This window comes from Trinickia sp. NRRL B-1857 (assembly GCF_050470685.1).
In the GTDB taxonomy this organism is placed as follows: domain Bacteria; phylum Pseudomonadota; class Gammaproteobacteria; order Burkholderiales; family Burkholderiaceae; genus Trinickia.
Genome location: NZ_JBFLUK010000001.1, coordinates 3,203,089 through 3,221,097, shown reverse-complemented (window position 1 = coordinate 3,221,097; position 18,009 = coordinate 3,203,089). Strand labels below are relative to the sequence as shown.

The 18,009-nt window shown below is 61.4% G+C and carries 17 protein-coding genes; 8 read left to right on the top strand and 9 right to left on the bottom strand.

Annotation, left to right across the window (positions count from 1 at the left end):
- The gene (locus AB1286_RS14385) at positions 1 to 1,539 is read left to right on the top strand and encodes a DHA2 family efflux MFS transporter permease subunit (RefSeq protein ID WP_430363903.1); all 1,539 of its coding nucleotides are present in this window, start codon (positions 1 to 3) and stop codon (positions 1,537 to 1,539) included.
- Positions 1,540 to 1,649: 110 nt separating this feature from the next.
- Here the strand turns inward: AB1286_RS14385 and AB1286_RS14380 are convergent, their stop codons facing one another.
- The 6 genes from AB1286_RS14380 to AB1286_RS14355 are packed head-to-tail and all read right to left on the bottom strand — an operon-like array spanning position 1,650 to position 5,571.
- Positions 1,650 to 1,979 (bottom strand): DUF1330 domain-containing protein, encoded by a 330-nt coding sequence (locus tag AB1286_RS14380; RefSeq protein ID WP_430363902.1) that lies wholly within the window; start codon positions 1,977 to 1,979, stop codon positions 1,650 to 1,652.
- 36 nt (positions 1,980 to 2,015) lie between these two features.
- The gene (locus AB1286_RS14375) at positions 2,016 to 2,303 is read right to left on the bottom strand and encodes a DUF1330 domain-containing protein (protein ID WP_430363901.1); all 288 of its coding nucleotides are present in this window, start codon (positions 2,301 to 2,303) and stop codon (positions 2,016 to 2,018) included.
- Complete coding sequence (locus AB1286_RS14370) at positions 2,300 to 2,650, bottom strand: non-heme iron oxygenase ferredoxin subunit (RefSeq protein ID WP_430363900.1); 351 nt, start codon at positions 2,648 to 2,650, stop codon at positions 2,300 to 2,302. Before AB1286_RS14370 ends, AB1286_RS14375 begins: the two co-directional genes overlap by 4 nt.
- Positions 2,651 to 2,662: 12 nt before the next feature.
- Entirely contained in the window at positions 2,663 to 3,190 is a 528-nt protein-coding gene (locus AB1286_RS14365; protein ID WP_430363899.1) for an aromatic-ring-hydroxylating dioxygenase subunit beta, read from the bottom strand.
- The gene (locus AB1286_RS14360; RefSeq protein WP_430363898.1) at positions 3,191 to 4,450 is read right to left on the bottom strand and encodes a Rieske 2Fe-2S domain-containing protein; all 1,260 of its coding nucleotides are present in this window, start codon (positions 4,448 to 4,450) and stop codon (positions 3,191 to 3,193) included.
- An 11-nt stretch (positions 4,451 to 4,461) separates the two neighbouring features.
- Positions 4,462 to 5,571 (bottom strand): 3-deoxy-7-phosphoheptulonate synthase, encoded by a 1,110-nt coding sequence (locus tag AB1286_RS14355; RefSeq protein ID WP_430363897.1) that lies wholly within the window; start codon positions 5,569 to 5,571, stop codon positions 4,462 to 4,464.
- Between the two features lie 203 nt (positions 5,572 to 5,774).
- Between AB1286_RS14355 and AB1286_RS14350 the strand changes: the two genes are divergently transcribed.
- A complete protein-coding gene (locus AB1286_RS14350; protein ID WP_430363896.1) occupies positions 5,775 to 6,200 on the top strand; it encodes an acyl-CoA thioesterase in 426 nt (141 codons plus the stop codon).
- A 44-nt stretch (positions 6,201 to 6,244) separates the two neighbouring features.
- Here AB1286_RS14350 and AB1286_RS14345 read toward each other — a convergent pair whose 3' ends face one another.
- Positions 6,245 to 6,484, bottom strand: coding sequence for a response regulator transcription factor (locus AB1286_RS14345; protein ID WP_430363895.1), 240 nt, complete (start codon positions 6,482 to 6,484; stop codon positions 6,245 to 6,247).
- A 408-nt stretch (positions 6,485 to 6,892) separates the two neighbouring features.
- On the bottom strand, positions 6,893 to 7,822 hold the full coding sequence (locus tag AB1286_RS14340) for a LysR family transcriptional regulator (protein WP_430363894.1): 930 nt from the start codon (positions 7,820 to 7,822) through the stop codon (positions 6,893 to 6,895).
- 377 nt (positions 7,823 to 8,199) lie between these two features.
- Here AB1286_RS14340 and AB1286_RS14335 point away from each other — a divergent pair, with 377 nt between their 5' ends.
- The 5 genes from AB1286_RS14335 to AB1286_RS14315 all read left to right on the top strand — a co-directional run bounded on the left by AB1286_RS14335 (position 8,200) and on the right by AB1286_RS14315 (position 12,553).
- Positions 8,200 to 8,622 (top strand): GNAT family N-acetyltransferase, encoded by a 423-nt coding sequence (locus AB1286_RS14335; protein ID WP_430363893.1) that lies wholly within the window; start codon positions 8,200 to 8,202, stop codon positions 8,620 to 8,622.
- Between the two features lie 19 nt (positions 8,623 to 8,641).
- On the top strand, positions 8,642 to 9,631 hold the full coding sequence (locus AB1286_RS14330) for an AraC family transcriptional regulator ligand-binding domain-containing protein (RefSeq protein ID WP_430363892.1): 990 nt from the start codon (positions 8,642 to 8,644) through the stop codon (positions 9,629 to 9,631).
- Positions 9,632 to 9,815: 184 nt separating this feature from the next.
- Entirely contained in the window at positions 9,816 to 10,715 is a 900-nt protein-coding gene (locus tag AB1286_RS14325; protein ID WP_430363891.1) for an ABC transporter permease, read from the top strand.
- Positions 10,702 to 11,508, top strand: coding sequence for an ABC transporter permease (locus tag AB1286_RS14320; protein WP_430363890.1), 807 nt, complete (start codon positions 10,702 to 10,704; stop codon positions 11,506 to 11,508). The genes AB1286_RS14325 and AB1286_RS14320 overlap by 14 nt, the downstream gene beginning before the upstream one ends.
- 7 nt (positions 11,509 to 11,515) lie before the next feature.
- Complete coding sequence (locus tag AB1286_RS14315) at positions 11,516 to 12,553, top strand: extracellular solute-binding protein (protein WP_430363889.1); 1,038 nt, start codon at positions 11,516 to 11,518, stop codon at positions 12,551 to 12,553.
- A gap of 153 nt (positions 12,554 to 12,706) precedes the next feature.
- Here AB1286_RS14315 and AB1286_RS14310 read toward each other — a convergent pair whose 3' ends face one another.
- Positions 12,707 to 15,175 (bottom strand): GcvT family protein, encoded by a 2,469-nt coding sequence (locus AB1286_RS14310; protein WP_430363888.1) that lies wholly within the window; start codon positions 15,173 to 15,175, stop codon positions 12,707 to 12,709.
- Between the two features lie 316 nt (positions 15,176 to 15,491).
- Here AB1286_RS14310 and AB1286_RS14305 point away from each other — a divergent pair, with 316 nt between their 5' ends.
- A complete protein-coding gene (locus AB1286_RS14305; protein WP_430363887.1) occupies positions 15,492 to 17,963 on the top strand; it encodes a filamentous hemagglutinin N-terminal domain-containing protein in 2,472 nt (823 codons plus the stop codon).
- Positions 17,964 to 18,009 lie beyond the last annotated feature (46 nt).

Genomic DNA, 18,009 nt, shown 5'->3' with positions numbered 1-18,009 from the left:
ATGGCGTGGACGAAATCTCACCCGGCGCCTAAACAGCCGCTCGAACCGATGACGGGCACGGCGCTCGTATTCGTCGCGATCGCCATCAGCGTGGCGAACTTCATGCAGACGCTCGATTTGACGATCGCGAACGTCGCGGTGCCCACGATCGCGGGGGACCTCGGCGTCGCGCCCGACATGGGCACGTGGATGCTGACGTCGTTCGCGACGCCGCTCGCAATCACGCTGCCGCTCACGGGGTGGCTCGCTCAGCGCTTCGGGCAGGTGCTGCTGTTTCGCGTGTCGCTGGTGCTGTTCGTGGTCACCTCGATTTTGTGCGGCCTCGCGCCCAACTTCGAGTCGCTGCTGATCTTCCGTGCACTACAGGGCGCGGCGTCGGGGCCGATCACCGCGCTTTCGCAAGCGCTGTTGATGGCCGTCTTTCCACCGGCGCGCCGCAACGTCGCGTTGGCCGTCTGGCAGACCACGACGTTCGTCGCTCCGGTGCTCGGCCCGATCATCGGCGGCTGGATCACCGACAATCTGACGTGGCCGTACATCTTCTATGTGAACGTGCCCACGGGTGCGATCGTCCTCCTTGTTTTGATGCGCTTTCTGGATGGACGCGACAATCCCACGCGACGCCTTCCCGTCGACATGGTCGGTCTCGCGCTGCTAGCCGCGAGTTTCGGATCGCTCCAGTTGTTGCTCGATCGAGGAGAAAACCTGGACTGGTTCGCGTCGGTCGAGATTCGCATGCTTGCCGTCGTCTGCGTCGTTTCCTTTTGCGCGCTCATTCTCTGGGAAATGACGGAAGCCCATCCGATCGTCGATCTACGGCTCTTCGCCAATCGCGAATTTACGGCCGGCACGCTCGCGGTCATGGTCGGATTCGGCGTCTACTACGGCGCGCTCGTGCTCGTGCCGCTCTGGTTGCAGACACAGCAGGAGTACACCGCCACATGGGCCGGCATCGCCACCGCGCCGCTCGGCATCGCCGGCATCGTCATCGCACCGCTTATCGGCCGCTTCCAGGGCCGCTCCGACCCACGGCGGCTCGCGACGATCGCGCTGATCGGCTGGGGCGCCGCGTCGTTTTGGAGAATGGGCTTCAATACCGACGTGACGATCGGCGACATCGCGGCCAATTCGTTGCTGATGGGCGCGGCCACCGCGTTCTTCATCACACCGCTCGTATCGCTCTCGATCGCGGGTCTGCCGCGCGATCGGCTACCGGCAGCGTCAGGTCTGCAAAACGCTTTGCGCCGGCTCGGTACGAGTATGGCGACGTCGATCGCGCCGACCTACTTCGAACGCCGTGCCCGCGTACATCGGACCTATCTCGTCGATCGCATCACATTGTTCGATCCGGGCACGAGCGACTGGCTCGCCAAACTCGAACATAGCGGCATGTCGCCGGCTGGGGCGCTTGCATCGGTTGCCCATTCGATCGAGATTCAAGCGCATATGCTGGCATTGATCGATTTCTCGTTCGGCTCCGTCTTGCTCTTCGTCGCCACGCTCGCGCTCGTGTGGTCCATCCGCTACCGCAGAGCCTGAACCGTACCGCCCCCTATCGCACGTGATCGACGTTCGATCTCCTTCCCCCAAAAAAAGCGGCGGCGCCGCAGATCGCGACACCGCCGCAAGAACCGCCACTTCAATCCGTGTTACGGCGTCACCGTCGATGCATCGGCCGCGACCGGCGCGGGCGCGTAGCCGTCGGCCAAGATCCCGATCGTATGCGCGGCCCCTTCGCGCAGCCGTTTGGCTTCCTGATACGAGCTCGAGCGATACCAAGCACGTGCGCGCTCGGCCGATTCGAACTCGAGTACGACCATGCGCTTCGGCGACCAATCGCCTTCGAGCGTTTCGGTTTCGCCGCCGCGCACGAGAAAGCGCCCACCGAATGCGGCCACCGTCGGTGCGCCGATTCGACGATATCCCTCGTAGGCTTCGGGATCGTGCACGTCGATGTCGAAAATCACGAATGCGGACATGTTTTCTCCTGTGATGTGGGATGAGCGGACCGAGCGCTATACGCCGGGCAACGCGATCGATTGCGTCCGCGCCGCCTCGAGACGCAGTTGCCGCGCGCGCTGATACTCGGGCGAGGCATGCCAGCGATGCACCGTCTCGATATCGTCGAACTCGAGCACGACCACGCGCCTGGGCTTCCACTCGCCTTCCAGCACCACGACATCGTCGCTGCGGGCCAGCACGCGGCCGCCGTGCGCCGCGATCGTCGGCAGGCCCACTTGGCGATAGGCCGCCAGGCCCTCGGGGTCGAGCACGTCGACATCCACCACTACGTAGGCGCTCATCCTTGCTCTCCCGGTTGCGACGAGACTTCGTCCGTCTCGAGTTGCAGCAATATCCGACCGTTCTCGATCTTCACGGGATAGGTGCGGATGCAGCCCTCCACCGGCGCGCACATCGCCTTGCCGGTACGCACGCTGAAGCGGCCCTGGTGAAGCGGACACTCGATCTCGTCGTCGAGCAAGAAGCCGTCGGTCAGACGTGCCTCGCCGTGGGTGCACAGGTTATCCGTCGCGAAGATTTCATCGCCGACCGCGAACAGCGCGATGTCGCGCCCTGCCACGTGCACGCCCGCAAGACCCTCGGCACGCACGACCTCCGGGTCGACGGCATCGATCCACTCGTTGCTCATAACGCGCTCCTGTCAGATCGGATAGATGATCGAGTTCGGAACCATTTCGCTGTCGTAGACGCAGATCCGCGATTCGAACCGCAACCCGTCCTCGTTGCGACGGATACGGTCGATGTAAAAGCCCGCGTTGTAGACGTCCGTCGCCTGTTCCGACTTGGTGCGCAGCACCGCGTAGTTCGTGCGCGCCTCGATGATCGATTCGTCGATATAGGTAATGAGCGGCGTGCCGATGATGTGCCGCTGGTAGTACGGATCGTAGAAAAGCGTTTCCTTGATGCCGTAGACCCGGTCCTTCAGCATGCCCTTGCTTTCGAAAGCGAGCAGCGCAAGCGGCAGGCGCCGCTCATGATTCTCGCGCGGCACGAGCTCGTAGCGGCACGCCTCTTCGAAAAACTCGGGCCACGCGTCCCAATCGCCGGTATCGAGCACCGACGCATAGCGCGCGTTCATCTCGACGAGTGCGTAGTAATCGGCGAAGGTCACGTCCGTCGCTCGCGGCGCCGGCGCCTGAGCTTGAGTCAAGGTGGCGATCGTCGTCATTCAGGCCTCCATCACTTTGCGCCAATATTCGTACATACCGCGCACGAGGGTCTCGCTGACCATGTGATCGGTGTGATCGTCCACCCCGCGTCCGCCGAGTTCGTTGTAGACGTTGCCTTCCGGGATCGTGTCGAAGTTCTGTTGCACGCACTCGATCACTTCGCCGTCGTCGGCAGACACGAAGCCGGCCGGGCCGAACAGATTCGCCTGACGCAAACGCCGGCGCGTCATTTCCTCGTCGTCGGTCTCGAAGCCGAAGTGCGTCCATACGTAGTCGAACACGCCGGGGCTCACGGGTCGGATGCGCCGCGTCGAAAGCGCATTGACCTGCTGCTGGATGATCACGCTCGGCATCAAGGTCAGCATGACGACCGTCGGGTCGCCCCACCACGGCTCGTGAACGACATCGAGGAAACGATCGTCGTGCAGCGTCATGCGCTCCTTGAAGCTCGTCACGTTATGCGTGACCTCGCCGCCGCCACCGCCGCTGCGGATCGAAATCATCGCGCCGTGCCGATGATGCGCATCGGTCACGAGCTCGGCCGGATTGTCCGCGCGCCACAAGCCGAAGTTGACGAACCACGTATGCAGCAGACCGGCGTGATAGGGGTCCTTGATGTTCTCGACCATCAGCTTCCAGTTGCTCGGCACGCGTTGGCGCGTGTAGCCGAGCAGCGTGAGCTTCGGGCCGTGAAAGAGGCGGTCGTAGTAATGAAGGATCTTCGGACCGAGAAAGTCCTCGAACGACTCCACGTTTTGGTCGAACGACGCAAACACCGCACCGCCGCGCGTCGATACGCGCAGGCGACGCAACGAATGCTGGCTCGGATCGAACTCGGCCGGCATGCCGCCGTTGATCTTGCCCGCTTGACGCACGCCGCGCCGAAACGGCACGCCGATCAAGTTGCCCTTCAAATCGTAGTTCCACTGGTGATAGGGGCAGTGGAAGTCCTTCGCCTTGCCGGCTCGCTCGCGGCAAAACTGCATGCCGCGATGGGCGCAGGCATTTTCGAAGACAGCGACTTCGCCGTCCTCGGTTCGCGTCATGATGACCGAACGTTCGCCCACCTCGGTGCGTTGGAAATCGCCGGGCGACGGCACCTCGGCTTCGAGGCCGATATAGCACCAGTGCTTCGAGTAGAACAGCCGCTCCAGCTCTCGTTGATAAAGCTCATCGCTCGTATAGGCCGCATACGGCGTTCTGCTGGCGCCTTCCCCCTTCCAGTCGAGGGTGTGCGCGATATCGTTCGGTGCGTTCAAGACAACTCCTTTTAGTAAGACACAGCGTCGATTTCGATGCCGGGGATGCGCCGTGCGACGAAGCCGGCATGCGACCGCCGGCGTGCCGCGATCGCGGCGGAAAGCTGCTCGATGACTTGCGCGGTGTCGCTCCAACCGAGACACGCGTCCGTTACGCTTTGACCGAACACGAGCGGGCGGCCCCGCACGATGTCTTGCCGCCCCTCCACGAGGAACGACTCGATCATCACGCCCGCAATCGCTCGTTGGCCTTCTTCCAATTGCAGCGCCAAGTTTTCGCAGACATCGAGTTGCGCGCGCGTTTGCTTGCCGCTATTGCCGTGACTGGCGTCGACGACGACGAACGGCGGCAGGCGTGCCTCGCTCAGCGCCACGCAGGCGCTGGCGACGCTTTGCGCGTCGTAGTTCGGGGTCTTGCCGCCGCGCAAGACGACGTGCGTATGGGGGTTGCCGGTCGTCGCGACGATTTCGATCCCGCCGCGCTCCGCCGGCCGCAAATACCGGTGCCCCGTACGCGAGGCCAGCGCGCCGTCGATAGCGACCTTCACGTTTCCGTCCGATCCGTTCTTGAAACCGATCGGCGCGCCCACTCCGGAGGCCGTTTGCCGATGGATCTGCGATTCGGTCGTGCGTGCGCCGATGGCTCCCCAAGAAACGAGATCCTCGAGATAGGGCGTGACGATCGGATCGAGAAACTCCGTCGCCGCCGGCACGTCCATCGCGTTGACGCCGAGCAAGATGCCGCGCGCCATGCGCAACCCTTGCTCGATGCGGAAGCTGTCGTCCAACCCGGGATCGTTGATCAAGCCCTTCCACCCGCCTCGCGTGCGCGGCTTTTCGAAGTACACACGCATGACGATTTCGAGCGTATCTGCATGCTTGGCACGCAGCGGTGCCAGCCGCCGAGCGAATTCGAATGCCGCCTCGGGATCGTGGATCGAACACGGGCCGACGATGACAGCTAAACGATCGTCGTCGCCCGCGAGGATGCGTGCGAGCGCGTGCCGTGTATCGTCGACGAGTCGTGCCGACAGTGCATCGCGCGGCAGTTCGCTGCGCAACCGACCCGCGCCGACGACCGCCGGCCCGCTCGCCGACGTTGCCTGAACCGATCTATCCATGTTGACGCTCCGCTCTCGTTTCGCATAGCCGATTTACGGCGGCAATTAGAACTTGATAAACGGCAACTTGATACTGTCATTTATATCAGACCTACGATATTCCCCTCGCATCTGCCATTTCCAACAGTTTCGCACTTGAAAAATTGATATTAAATTCTTCGCACCTCGGGTCGACATCGACCTCACCACCAAGGGAGTGAGCCATGACGAAGAAATGTTTCGAGACGAATATCGCCGTGAAGTATCGGGAGACGGATGCGACCGGCCATGTCAGCAGCCCGGTTTATTACGACTATTTACAGCACGCCTATCTCACCTTCATGCACGATCTGCTCAAGCTGCCGCACTCCGCGAAACTGCCGCACATCATGGTGAAGACCTCGTGCGAGTATTTGAAGCCTGCTCAATATGGCGACACCATTACGGTGCGCAGCAGCGTGACGCGATTCGGCTCGAAAAGCTTCGAGTTGGAGCATTTGATGGTGCGCGACGGTGCCGAGCAAGACGACGACGCGGTCGTCGCGCGGGCCTATTCGACGCACGTCATGTACGACTACGAAAATCACTCGACCCAGGCCGTTCCCGAAGAATTCAAATCTCGGGTCCTGTCGTTCCAGGGCGCGATTTGACGCCGTCCGACAGGGGCGCCGCCCGGCGCCCCGCCATCCGCGCACTACGCGAATTCGATCAAGCCTCGTTGCATGGCCTTAACGACGGCATTCGTCTTATTCGAGGCCCCGAGCTTCACGATCGAACGGGCAATATGAAAATTAATAGTACGCTCCGTCAATCCGAGAATCATACCAATCTCGTAGGACGTCTTACCTTCCGCCGCCCAGCGCAGAACCTCGCATTCACGATTGCTCAATACGGTCTTTTTAACAAAAGACGCTTCCAGTGCATTCGAAATCATTTGAGTCTCCGGCCATTTTCATCCAGAAAAACTACCAAAAAATGGAGGTATTGGATCGCAAACCATGGTTTCATGAGGCCCTCGAATGCTAATAATTGAAATTATATTAACCGGCAACCGCAAGAGAACGCATCCCGCGCAAGCGGAACCGGTCGTTCAACGATTGGATAGACGAGTAGGAATGCGACAATTGCGCGAACATCGATCAATTGCTCGGGCGCTGCCCGGCATTAACAATCCGATTTTGATGCCGCACTGCAACGTCACGCATCCAGCATACCGAAGCGGTATTTCCTTCGGAAGAGCGCGAAACGCAATATATCCTTGAGTACGACGCAAGTTCACCTCGATGGAGCGGACCCGACAAGCTGCGCCGGCGCATGCACGCCTAACGAGCCCCACGCCCCATCACGATACGTCGCAGACTTCGGGCTCGATCGCGTGTCCATCCGCCGGCGCACAGACGCGCCGCATGGACTCGCGCAACCATCGATGCGCCGGATCGCGATCGAAGCGCGGGTGCCAGATCTGCGAGACGGTCAGGCAATTGGTCGGCACCGGTACCGGAAAACTGACCATCCCGCTTCGCGACTTTTCGGTTTGGCGCTCCGGCACGTTTGCAATCAGATCGGACTCCCGGGCCAGGGTGAGCGCCGAAGGAAAACTCGACACGACGGTCACGACGGCGCGCTCAAGCCCTAGGGCGCTGAGTTGTTCGTCGATGGCGCCCTTCGGCAGACCACGTCGAGACACGCTGATATGGCCGAACGAAGCATAGCGTTCCGCGGTGACTTCGCCTTGCGATAGCGGGTGGCCCGCGCGTACGACGCTAATGAATCGATCGCGAAACAGCGCTTGAACGCGCAGCTCCGGGCCAGAATGACCGATCACGCCGACCTCGAGGTCGAGCTCGCCGCTGCGCAACGCATCGACGTGCTTATCGTGCTTCGGCGCGAATCGGAGCCGCACTTGCGGCGCCGTTCGAGATAGTTGCGCGAGCAACTGTGCGGAGAACGTTTCGACGAAGCCATCGTTGGCCCGAATCGAAAACGTTCTCTTCAGCGTGCGCAAGTCGACATGCTCGCCGGGGCATAGAACGGCTTGCGCTTCCTCGACGACGGCTCTAACGCGTGCACGCAACTCGATCGCGCGCGGCGTGGGCACGAGATCGCGCCCTGCTCGTACGAGCAAAAGATCGCCCGTCATGAGACGCAACCGCGCCAGCGAACGACTCAATGCCGACGGACTGAGCCCCAGCGTATCGGCGGCACGCAGCACGCTGTTTTCGGACAGTAACGCGTCCAAGACGACTAGCAAATTGAAATCGGGGCTCACCATCGTTGTGCCATAAGTTTCGAATGGCCATGTATTTCATCTCGAGCCGGCTCGCGTTGCCGCTGGGATCTCAACGCCTCGGCCCATCGATTCGCAGGACTCGCCGCCGACGAGCGGCAGTCTTGTGCAACACTAACTTTCAGCCGTTGATTACGCAAGCCTTGCCTATTCGGCTTTTACAAAGAAACTCAAAGAAGCCAAACATAAAACAATGCCAAAATAGAAGTACTGTTACGTCTATTTCGGCATCAAATCAGAAAATCCCTATTCATCGGCACCCATTCTTGAATCTGCCGATACGGTGATAGGATACGACCGACCCAATATCGCAATGGAGAATCACGTTGACTGCGGACGCTATCACTCTCGCATATAGGCCGATGAGCACAGACGATACCGGTGCGTTTTACGATGTGCGGTTCTCGGTCAAAGAAAATCGGATTCATCCGCATCAAGTGAATCTGCTCGATCGCGACAAGCTGGTCGAGCAGATTCGCCAGGGCGGCGGATGGGTCTGCGAGCGCGGTACGGAAGCGGTGGGCATTTGCTTGCCCGTGATGACGGAAAAGCCGTTCATTTCAGCGTTGTTCGTGCGGCCGTCGTGTCATGCGCACGGCATCGGCCGCGAATTGCTCGCCCGCTCGGTGCGCTGGCTGCGCAATGAAGGCGCTCGCTCGGTGCAATTGATCACCGATCCCGGCTCGCGTGCCGACGGCTTCTATCAGCATCTGGGCTGGCAGCGGCATGGACTCGACGAGTACGGATGCCAGGTCGTATTCACGCTAGACCTCACACGCGGTTGAGCCAGCGGGAGCCTTGCCCATGTCGAGCGACACCGCGGGTCACCTGCTCAGCACGCAACGGCCTGCCACCCTTCATACGGTGATCATCGCCGTGCAACTTCTCAAGCGGCACGGCATACCGCTCGAAGCGCTATTGCAGGGAACGGGCATCGTGCCGGCAGACTTGGAACAGCCCGATACGGTGATCAGCCAGGCGCAAGAAATCATCGTATTCGCCAATGCGCGGCTGGCATCGGGCGATTCGGGCATCGGGCTCGCCATCGGCGATGCGATTCCCGTTACGGCCTACGGCTACCGCGGCATGGCGATGCTGACGAGTCCCACGCTCGAGGTCGCACTGCGGCTCGCGTTTTCCTACCCGCTGCTCGCCATCTGCTATTTCGACGTCGCGCTGCAAGTGTGCGAGACCGAAGCGCGTGCGGTCATCGGCAACTACGCCTATCGGCCGGACTTGCTCGTGCTCAATAGCGACGTTTGCCTCGCCGCGATACGCCGTGAAATCTTCGGTGCCCTCGGACGTGAAATCGCGCTTTCACGCGTGACGCTGGCATTTCCCGCCCCTGCCCACGCCGCAAGCTACGGCGAACTGTTCGGCTGCCCGATCGAGTTCGATGCGGCCGACACCGCCCTGTATTTTTCGGCGACCGAACTCGGCAGCCGGCTGCCCCTTGCACATCCCCACGCATTCGAAATCGCCCGGCAACAATGCGAGCGTAAAGAAGCCGAGCTGGCGCGATGGATGCCCGGCGACATCGTGGGACGATTGCTCGCCTGGCTCTACGAGAATCCCGGACGAAAGGACTACGATCGACTCGGGCTATCGCTCAGCACGCTGCAACGACGGCTGCGAGCGGTCGGTACCTCGCTGAGCGAAATGCGGGCGATCGTGCGGCGAGACCTCGCTTCGCGCTATACAAGCGATAAACATTACAGCGCCAAGAAAGTCGCCTCGAAAATCGGTTTCCGGCGCACCGAATCTTTAAACCGCTTGCTCGCCGACGAATCTTGAGCGTCGTGCAAAATTCGATCGAGATCGTTGCGCGTTTCGCGCCGATCGGATTTACGACATCGACATCACTAATTCATTAAGCATCTTTGACGCGAAAACAGGATAAATTGACGCGCGATTCAATTTCCGAGACGGGCATGCCCCATTAAACTCCCCCGAGATCCCACCGATCGCCAAACGAACAATGCGCGCATTCACCAAACTAGAGGGCGGTGTTTTGCCCATCGCGGCTGTGCTCCTTGCCGGTGTCGCCGCGCCGCTCGCCGTTCTCGCGGTCGTTTCGCTGACCGCGCGGCTGCCATTTGGCGGCGTCGCTTGGGGCAGCTTTTCCCTCGACGCTTACGCATCGCTCGTCTATACGCACGATTTCGACGGCACGCGGCTGTTCCAGTTGGACTACCTGCGCGTGTTCGCGCATTCCGTCGCACTCGCCGGCGCGGCGACCGCGATCTGCTTGTTGCTCGCGCTCCCCGTCGCGCTTCATATCGCATGCAGCCCTCCTCGCCGCAAGGCGATCTTGCTCTTGCTCGTCACCGTGCCTTTCTGGACATGCGTGGTCGTGCAAATGTACGGCTGGATCACGCTGCTCGCCGACAACGGACTTCTGAATCAGTGGCTCGATAAGATTGGCGTGACGCGTGGGCCGCTCGGCGTGCTCTACACCGACGGCGCAACGCTACTCGGCCTTATCTATACGTTCGTGCCGTTCATGATTTTGCCGATCTACGCAGCGCTCGAAGATCTCGACTGGCATATCGTCGAAGCCGCGTTGGACCTCGGCGCAACGGGCCTCATCGCCTTGCGCGACGTCGTCGTGCCATGTTGCCGCGCCGGCATCGCAGCCGGAGTCGGCCTCGTCTTCGTCCCCGCGCTGGGTACCTGCGTCGTCTCCGATTTGCTAGGCGGCAATCGTTCGATGATGCTCGGCAATCTAGTCGCGTTTCAATTCGCGGACGGACGCAACTGGCCACTCGGCGCGGCCATGGCGTTCGCGCTGCTCGGCGCGATGCTGGCTGGTCTCGTCGCGAGGCGCATCGTGCTGAGCATGCGCGGCCGAGTGGGAGCTCGCTATGAATTCGCGTGAGCGCCATAGGCTTATGCCGGCCGGCGCGGTCGCGTGGGCCGTGCTGCTATTTTTGTACTTGCCGCTTGCCGCGCTTGTCTGGATGAGTTTCAACGCCGGCCCCTCTGCATTGGCTTGGCAAGGCTGGGGCATTCACGGCTATTTCGATGCGGCTAACGATACGACGCTCCAGCGGGCAAGCGTCGCATCGCTGTTGCTGGCGGCCGCATCGACGCTCGTATCGACGTTATTGGCCTTGCCGGCCGCCGTTGCGAGTTGGCATTCGCGAGCCGCCAAATCCACCGCACTCACCGTATGGATCGCGGTGCCGCTCGTCGTCCCCGAAATCGTGCTTGCACTAGGCACGCTCCTGCTTTTCTCGGCGCTCTCGATCGAGCCAGGTTTCATCACGGTGCTGTTCGCGCACGTGGTTTTCTGCTTGCCGTTCGCCTATCTACCGATCCGTGCGCGACTCGCCGGCATCGATCGGCATCTGCTGGAAGCCGCGGCCGATCTTTCGGCGACGCCTTGGTCGGCGTTTCGTCAGATCACGCTGCCGCTCGCCGCGCCGGGCATCGTGGCGGGAGCGATGCTGGCCTTCGTTGCCTCGATGAACGACTACCTCACGAGCTATTTCCTCGCGGGCGCCGGGTTGACGACGCTGCCGATGTACATCTTCAGCGCGCTCAAGCTTGGGCTCACGCCAAAGATCAATGCGATATCCACGGCCATCGTCGGCGTGGCGATGTTGCAACTCGCAGGCGTGTCGCTCGTGCGCCGCGACAGACATCCGCAAACCCCTTTGAAGACCTAGAACTTCCATGACGAAGAAAAGATACCTGTGCGCGATATTGGGCTTGATTGCTGCCACTCGCGCATTTGCCGCCGGCGAGCTGCATATCGGCAACTGGCCCGACTACATGCCGCCTGCGCTGCTCGCGCAATTCCAAAAGGAAACCGGGATCAAGGCCGTGGTCGACGTCTACGACAGCGACGCGTCGCTCATGCAGAAGCTGCAAGCGGGCTCGGGCGGATACGATGTGGCGATCACCGGCGACTACTACGTCCCGATCCTCGCACGCGCGGGACTGTTGACCAAGCTCGACAAATCGAAGCTGCCGAACGAGGCGAACATCAAGGCCGAATACCGTCATCCCTCGTTCGATCCGCAGCGCAACTACGCGATGCCGTACATGATCGTGATCACGGGCTATAGCTACGACAGCGCGCGCGTGCCGGGCGGACGCATCGACGATAGTTGGAAGACGTTCTTCGATCCGCCGGCCGCGGTGCAAGGGCAAATCGCCGATTTGGATGCCGAGGAAGAGTTGTATATGGCGGCGAGTTGGTATCTCGGCCAAGACGAGTGCAGCGAAAAACCCGCGGACGCGAAGCGCGTGCTAGATGTACTCGAAAAGCAGAAACCGTTTGTGAAGACCTACAGCGACGACGGTCCGATCGACCGCATCGTCTCGAAGCAGGTCATCGTTCAGCACAATTGGAACGGCGCATCGGTCCGCGCAACCGAGCAATTGTCTTCCGTGAAGTTCGTCATCCCCAAGGAAGGCGCACGCATGCTTCAGGACAATCTCGTCATCCCCGCGAAGGCGAACAACTTGGCGGCCGCCTATCGGTTCGTGAATTGGATGATGCGGCCTGAGATCATCGCGCAGGCATCGAATGCGCTGCGATATAACAACGAGATAGCCGGGTCCGAGCGGTTCATGAACGCCGCGCTGATCCATGACCCGGCCGTCACTGTGCCCGCCGATCAAAAGGCGCGGCTGCGTCCCTATCGTGCGTGCTCGCCGCAAGCGCTCGACTTGCGCAACAAGGTTTGGGTCAAGCTCAAGGGATAGCCCGAACGAAACGCATCGTCTCTCGCGGCAAGGTTCTGACGAACCATGCCCTGCCCGCGTCCGGCCCCAGCCCTCGAACGCCGGACGTGGGTGTCTTCGCCGCACCCCTCCGCCCTCATCGGACGGGTGCGGCCTTTTTATCCCCCGCGGGCGCTAAGATTCGGTGCGCCGAGCGAGCGACTCATAAGGCGCCTTAAGATGTAGCGTCGCATCGAGCCGCACTCCGGCCACATCGATCTGATAACAACCACTCGCGAGATAGGCGCTATCCACCGGATCGCCCTGCGCGCCGACATAGCCGAGCGCGACGGGACACCCCAACGAGTGGCCGAACGCGGCCGATGTCACCGAACCGACCGGCGTGCCGTCGCGCAAAATCGCCTCTCCTCCCCACAGCATCTTGTCGGTGTAGCCATCGAGACTGAACGCGGCTAGGCGCCTTAAAGGCGGCTGGTTACGCTTGGCGAGCAGCGCGTCGCGTCCACGAAACGCAATGTCTTTATCGAGCTTACAGGCGAATCCCAAACCGGCTTCGAAGGGATCGCGCTCCGGCGTCAGCTCTCGGCCCCAAGCCCGGTAGCCCTTTTCGATACGCAGCGACTCCAGCGCGTAGTAACCGGCATCGATGAGACCGAACGGCGCGCCGGCATCGTGCAGCGTTTCATAGACGCCGACCGCGAATTCGACCGGAACGTACAGCTCCCAGCCAAGCTCGCCCACATAGCTGCGCCGCACGGCAAGGACCGTGGCATAGCCTAAGTCGATTTCCTTGCATGCGCCGAATACAAACGCTTCGTCGGAAAAATCGCTGCGCGATACGGATTGCAGCAACGCGCGCGCGTGCGGCCCCATGACCGCCAACACGGCATATTGACCCGTCACGTCGACGGCGACGCAATGCATCTCACGAGGCAAATGACGCTCGACGAAAGCGAGATCGCGCGTTACCTGTGCCGATCCTGTAACAAGGAGATACTGGTCCTCGGCAAGACGCATGAGCGTGACGTCCGATTCGTACCCGCCGCGTTCGTTGAGCAGGGGCGTATAGACGGACGAGCCCGCTGGCACCGCGACGTCGTTCGCGGCCAAGTATTGGAGCGCCGCCTGTGCGTCGCGCCCCTTGATCAAGAGCTTGCCGAACGACGTGAGATCGAACAGCGCGACGCGTTCTCGGCAAGCGCGATGCTCGGCTCCGCTCCATGCGTGCCAGTTTTGTTGGCCGAAGTCGTATTCGATGGTGGGCGCTGTGCCGGCCGGCGCGAAGACATTCGCTCGCTCCCATCCGAACTTCGCGCCGAAGCATGCATTGCGCTCTCGCAGCGCGGCGTAAAGCGGCGATCGGCGCAACGGCCGAGCCGTTTCGAGCTCTCGGTTCGGCCACGGCATCGCATAGTGCAGGCCAAGCGTCTCCTTGACGCGATCGTGCAGCCAAGCATCGTTGCCGTTGAAACGCGCGAACCGGCGGATATCCACGGGCCATAGATCCATCGTCGGCTCCCCCGCCATGATCCATTCGGCAAGCGCCATTCCCGCGCCGCCGGCCGATGCGATGCCCATCGAATTGAAGCCCGCGCCCACGTAGAAGTTCTTCAACTCGGGCGCTTCGCCGAGGATGAAATGATTGTCGGGCGTGAACGACTCGGGGCCGTTGTAGAACTTGCGTACGCCGGCCGATTCGAGCGCCGGCACGCGCGTAAGTGCATGAGTCATCAAGATCTCGAACTGATCCCAATCGTCGGGCAGCAATTGGAATTCGAAATCGTCGGGGATGCCGTCCATGCCCCACGGTTTCGCGTTGGGCTCGAAGCCGCCCATCACGAGGCCGCCGACCTCCTCCTTGAAATAGATGAATCCGTCCGGATCGCGCATGACCGGCAGATCGGGATGCACGCCGGGTACCGCCCCCGTCACGATATAGTAATGCTCCGCCGAGAAAAGCGGCACCGTCACGCCGCATAACCGGCCGATCGCTTTAGCCCATTGGCCGCCGCAATTGACGACGATATCGGCGCCGATCATGCCGGCCGTGCCGTCCTTCGCGCGCCAGGAGACGCCCGTTGCCCGACGGCCCGCGTCGGTACGGATACCTGTGACCCGCACGTTTTCTACGATCCGCGCCCCTCGCATGCGAGCGCCGCGAGCAAGCGACTGGGTGAGATCGGTGGGATTCGCTTTACCGTCTCCCGGGAGCCAGACAGCGCCGCGTAGATCGTCGGTACGCATCGGCGGCCAAAGCTCGCCGGCCTGAGCGGGCGAGACGATCTCGCAAGCGACGCCATAGGCGCGAGCCGTTGCCGCCGTGCGCTCGAGTTGCGTCATCCGCTGCGCAGTACGCGCGACCGAAAGCGATCCGCATTGCTTCCAGCCCGTTGCGAGCCCCGTCTCCGATTCGAGCTGCGCGTAGAGCTGTGTCGAATAGCGGATCAGTTTCGTCATGCTTTCTTGCGCACGCAATTGGCCGACGAGCCCGGCCGCGTGCCAGGTCGTGCCGCACGAAAGCTGTCCTTGTTCGAGCAGTGTCACGTCGGTCCAGCCCGCTTTCGCAAGATGGTAAGCAACCGAACAACCGATGATGCCGCCGCCGATGACGACGACGCGCGAATGCGAGGGGATGGAGGTCATGACGTGAACGGACGCAGGGAAGAATCAATCGGCCGAATATCGGTACGAACGATGCGAAAACTCATAATGCCACTAAATGCCACAAAATGCCAAATCAACCGCGTCATCCGACAGCGAACCAGCAACCGAATCGGGTCACCCCACGATTGCCTTTCACAAGAGCAAGTTGGCGGGAACGACTGCGCCGTTGGCAGCGCCAACGGTAGCGAAATTTGATCTGACCAATAGACTAATGGAGCGATGCCACGGGTCCAGTGGCCCTGTCGAGTTCACGCGCGAGGACGTCGGCTCGCTTACGAAACGGGGGAAAGCTCCGATGCTTCGTTACTCCTGGAACGCGCGGCCGAGCCGCTCACCGCGCGCCGCTGTTGCAGTCCGACTGTCGATCGTCATGGTCCTGCCGGTTGCCATTGCAGCGACCGCCCATGCCGCGGGTCCGCTACCAACCGGCGGGCAATTCGTTGCCGGTGCCGGTTCGATCAACCGCAATGCGACATCACTCACGATCAATCAAACGTCGAGTCGCGGCGTCATCGATTGGAATAGCTTTTCGATCGGCAGCGGTAATCAAGTCAGCATCAATAACGGTAACGGCGCGACGTTGAACCGCCTGACCGGTGGGGCCCTCTCCTCGATTCTCGGCACGCTTTCTTCCACCGGTAGCGTCTACTTGATCAATCCGCAGGGCATCGTCATCAGTCGCAGCGGTGTCGTATCTACTGGTGGCCGCTTCGTCGCATCGACGCTCGATATCGGCAACGACGCGTTCATGAATGGCGATGCACTCACCTTCTCGGGCACATCGAACGGCACCGTCGTCAATCTCGGCAAGATTGCGTCTAGCGGCGGCGACGTATTCCTCATCGCGAGCAACGAAGTCGATAACGTCGGCACGATCAGCACGCCGAACGGCACCGCGGAACTTGCCGCAGGACACACCGTGCTCTTGCACGATTCCACCGACAGCGAGCAAGTATTCGTTCAGAACGGCAGCGGCGGCAAGGTCGTCAATCGCGGCGACATCGAAGCGGCTCAGATCGGTCTGCAAGCCGCCGACGGAAACGTCTATGCATTGGCCGGCAATCACTCCGTATTGCGCGCTATGGGCACCAAAACGAGGGATGGCCACGTCTGGCTCGTCGCCGGTACGGGCCGAGTATGGATGGACGGGACCATCGAGGCGCACAACGCTGACGGCAGCGGCGGCGTAGTCGACACCAACGCCGCGAGGTTGCGCATCGCGGGTGGTCCAACCGTGAAAGCAAGCCAATGGAATATCACCACACCGAGCTTCACGATCGATGGCTTGGCCGCACCGGTCTTTCAAAACAACCTCGATCGAGGCACCTCAATTAGTCTGCAAACAACCGGAGCAGGCGGCACCACTGGCGATATCGATGTCGCCGCCAGTATTCACTGGGTCGGCGCCGCATCGCTCACGCTCGGCGCCTATCACTCGTTGACGATCGAAGCGGCCGCCTACTTGAAGAACTGCGGCACCGGTAATCTGACGCTGCGTGCCGATGCGCAAGGGATCGATAACGGCGGCAGCGTGACGAACTACGGCGTCATCGATTGGTCGGCGAGTCGCGGCATCGTCGGTGCGTTTTATGACATGAACGGCGGCTACAAACCCGGCAAGCTCCTCGCCAATAAAACGTGGACCGCCCCGGCCTACAGCGGCCTCATCACGCAAATCACAGGCTATAAGCTCGTCAACTCATTGGCCGATCTAGAAAAGGTCAATACCGATCTCTCGGGCAACTATGCTCTCGGTCGGGACATCGACGCGAGCGCCACGAGCGACGGTTCATACATCCCCATCGGCAGCAACTCGGCGTTCACGGGACAGTTCGATGGAGACGGCCACACGATCGACGCGTTGACAGTGGCGGGAATCAGCGGCGAAGCCGGGCCGGTGAACGAAGGTCTTTTTGGAACGCTGGGAGCGGGCGCGGTGGTGCGCGATCTGAACGTCAACGCAAACGTATCGATCACGGCCGATATCTCGACGCTTAACGCAGCCGGCATCGAGGCGATACTGGCCGCCGATAACTACGGAACGATCTTGCATGTGAACACGTCCGGCACGGTCGTCGCGAACGCCTACATTTACGGGGGCGACTCCACCACCGCAGGCGGACTCGTCGGGGTCAATCACGGAACGATCGAGCGTTCGTCGAGCAGCGCTTCCGGCAACACGGGCGGGATGCTCGGCGGCCTCGTGGGCGAGAACGACGGCCTCATTGCCCAATCGTATGCATCGGGCACGGTCCGAACCGCAGAGGACGCCGGCTCCGGCGGCCCGACTTCCGATGGAAGCCCGGGCGGTCTCGTCGGGGTCAACAACGGGACCATCGAGCAGTCGTACGCGACGGGCGCGGTCTCGAACGCATGCATGCTCGCGTCTTGCAGTGCGGCGGGACTCGTGAACGTCAACCATGGAACGATCAGTGAATCGTTCTCGACCGGCGCGGTCACGGGCGGACAAGCCATCGATTCCGATGGCGTGCCGATCGGACCGGAGAACTACGGCATTGCGGCTGTAAACGACGGCACGATTGCTCAAGACGTGTACTGGAACAAGGACACCACCGCCACTGCGATCGGCGTCGGATCGGGCGCAGCGATCTCCTCCGCCAACGGCCTGACAAACGCCCAAATGGCCGATCCAAAACGATTCTCCGGTTGGAATTTCACCTCCACCGGGGCGTGGGCGATGCCGGCAGGTGGCAGACACCCGATTCTGCGATGGCAGCTCGATCCGATGACAGCTTGGCGGGAATGACTGCCGTTTTGGCGGCGCTGCCTGTAGTAAAAATTCATACGATAAA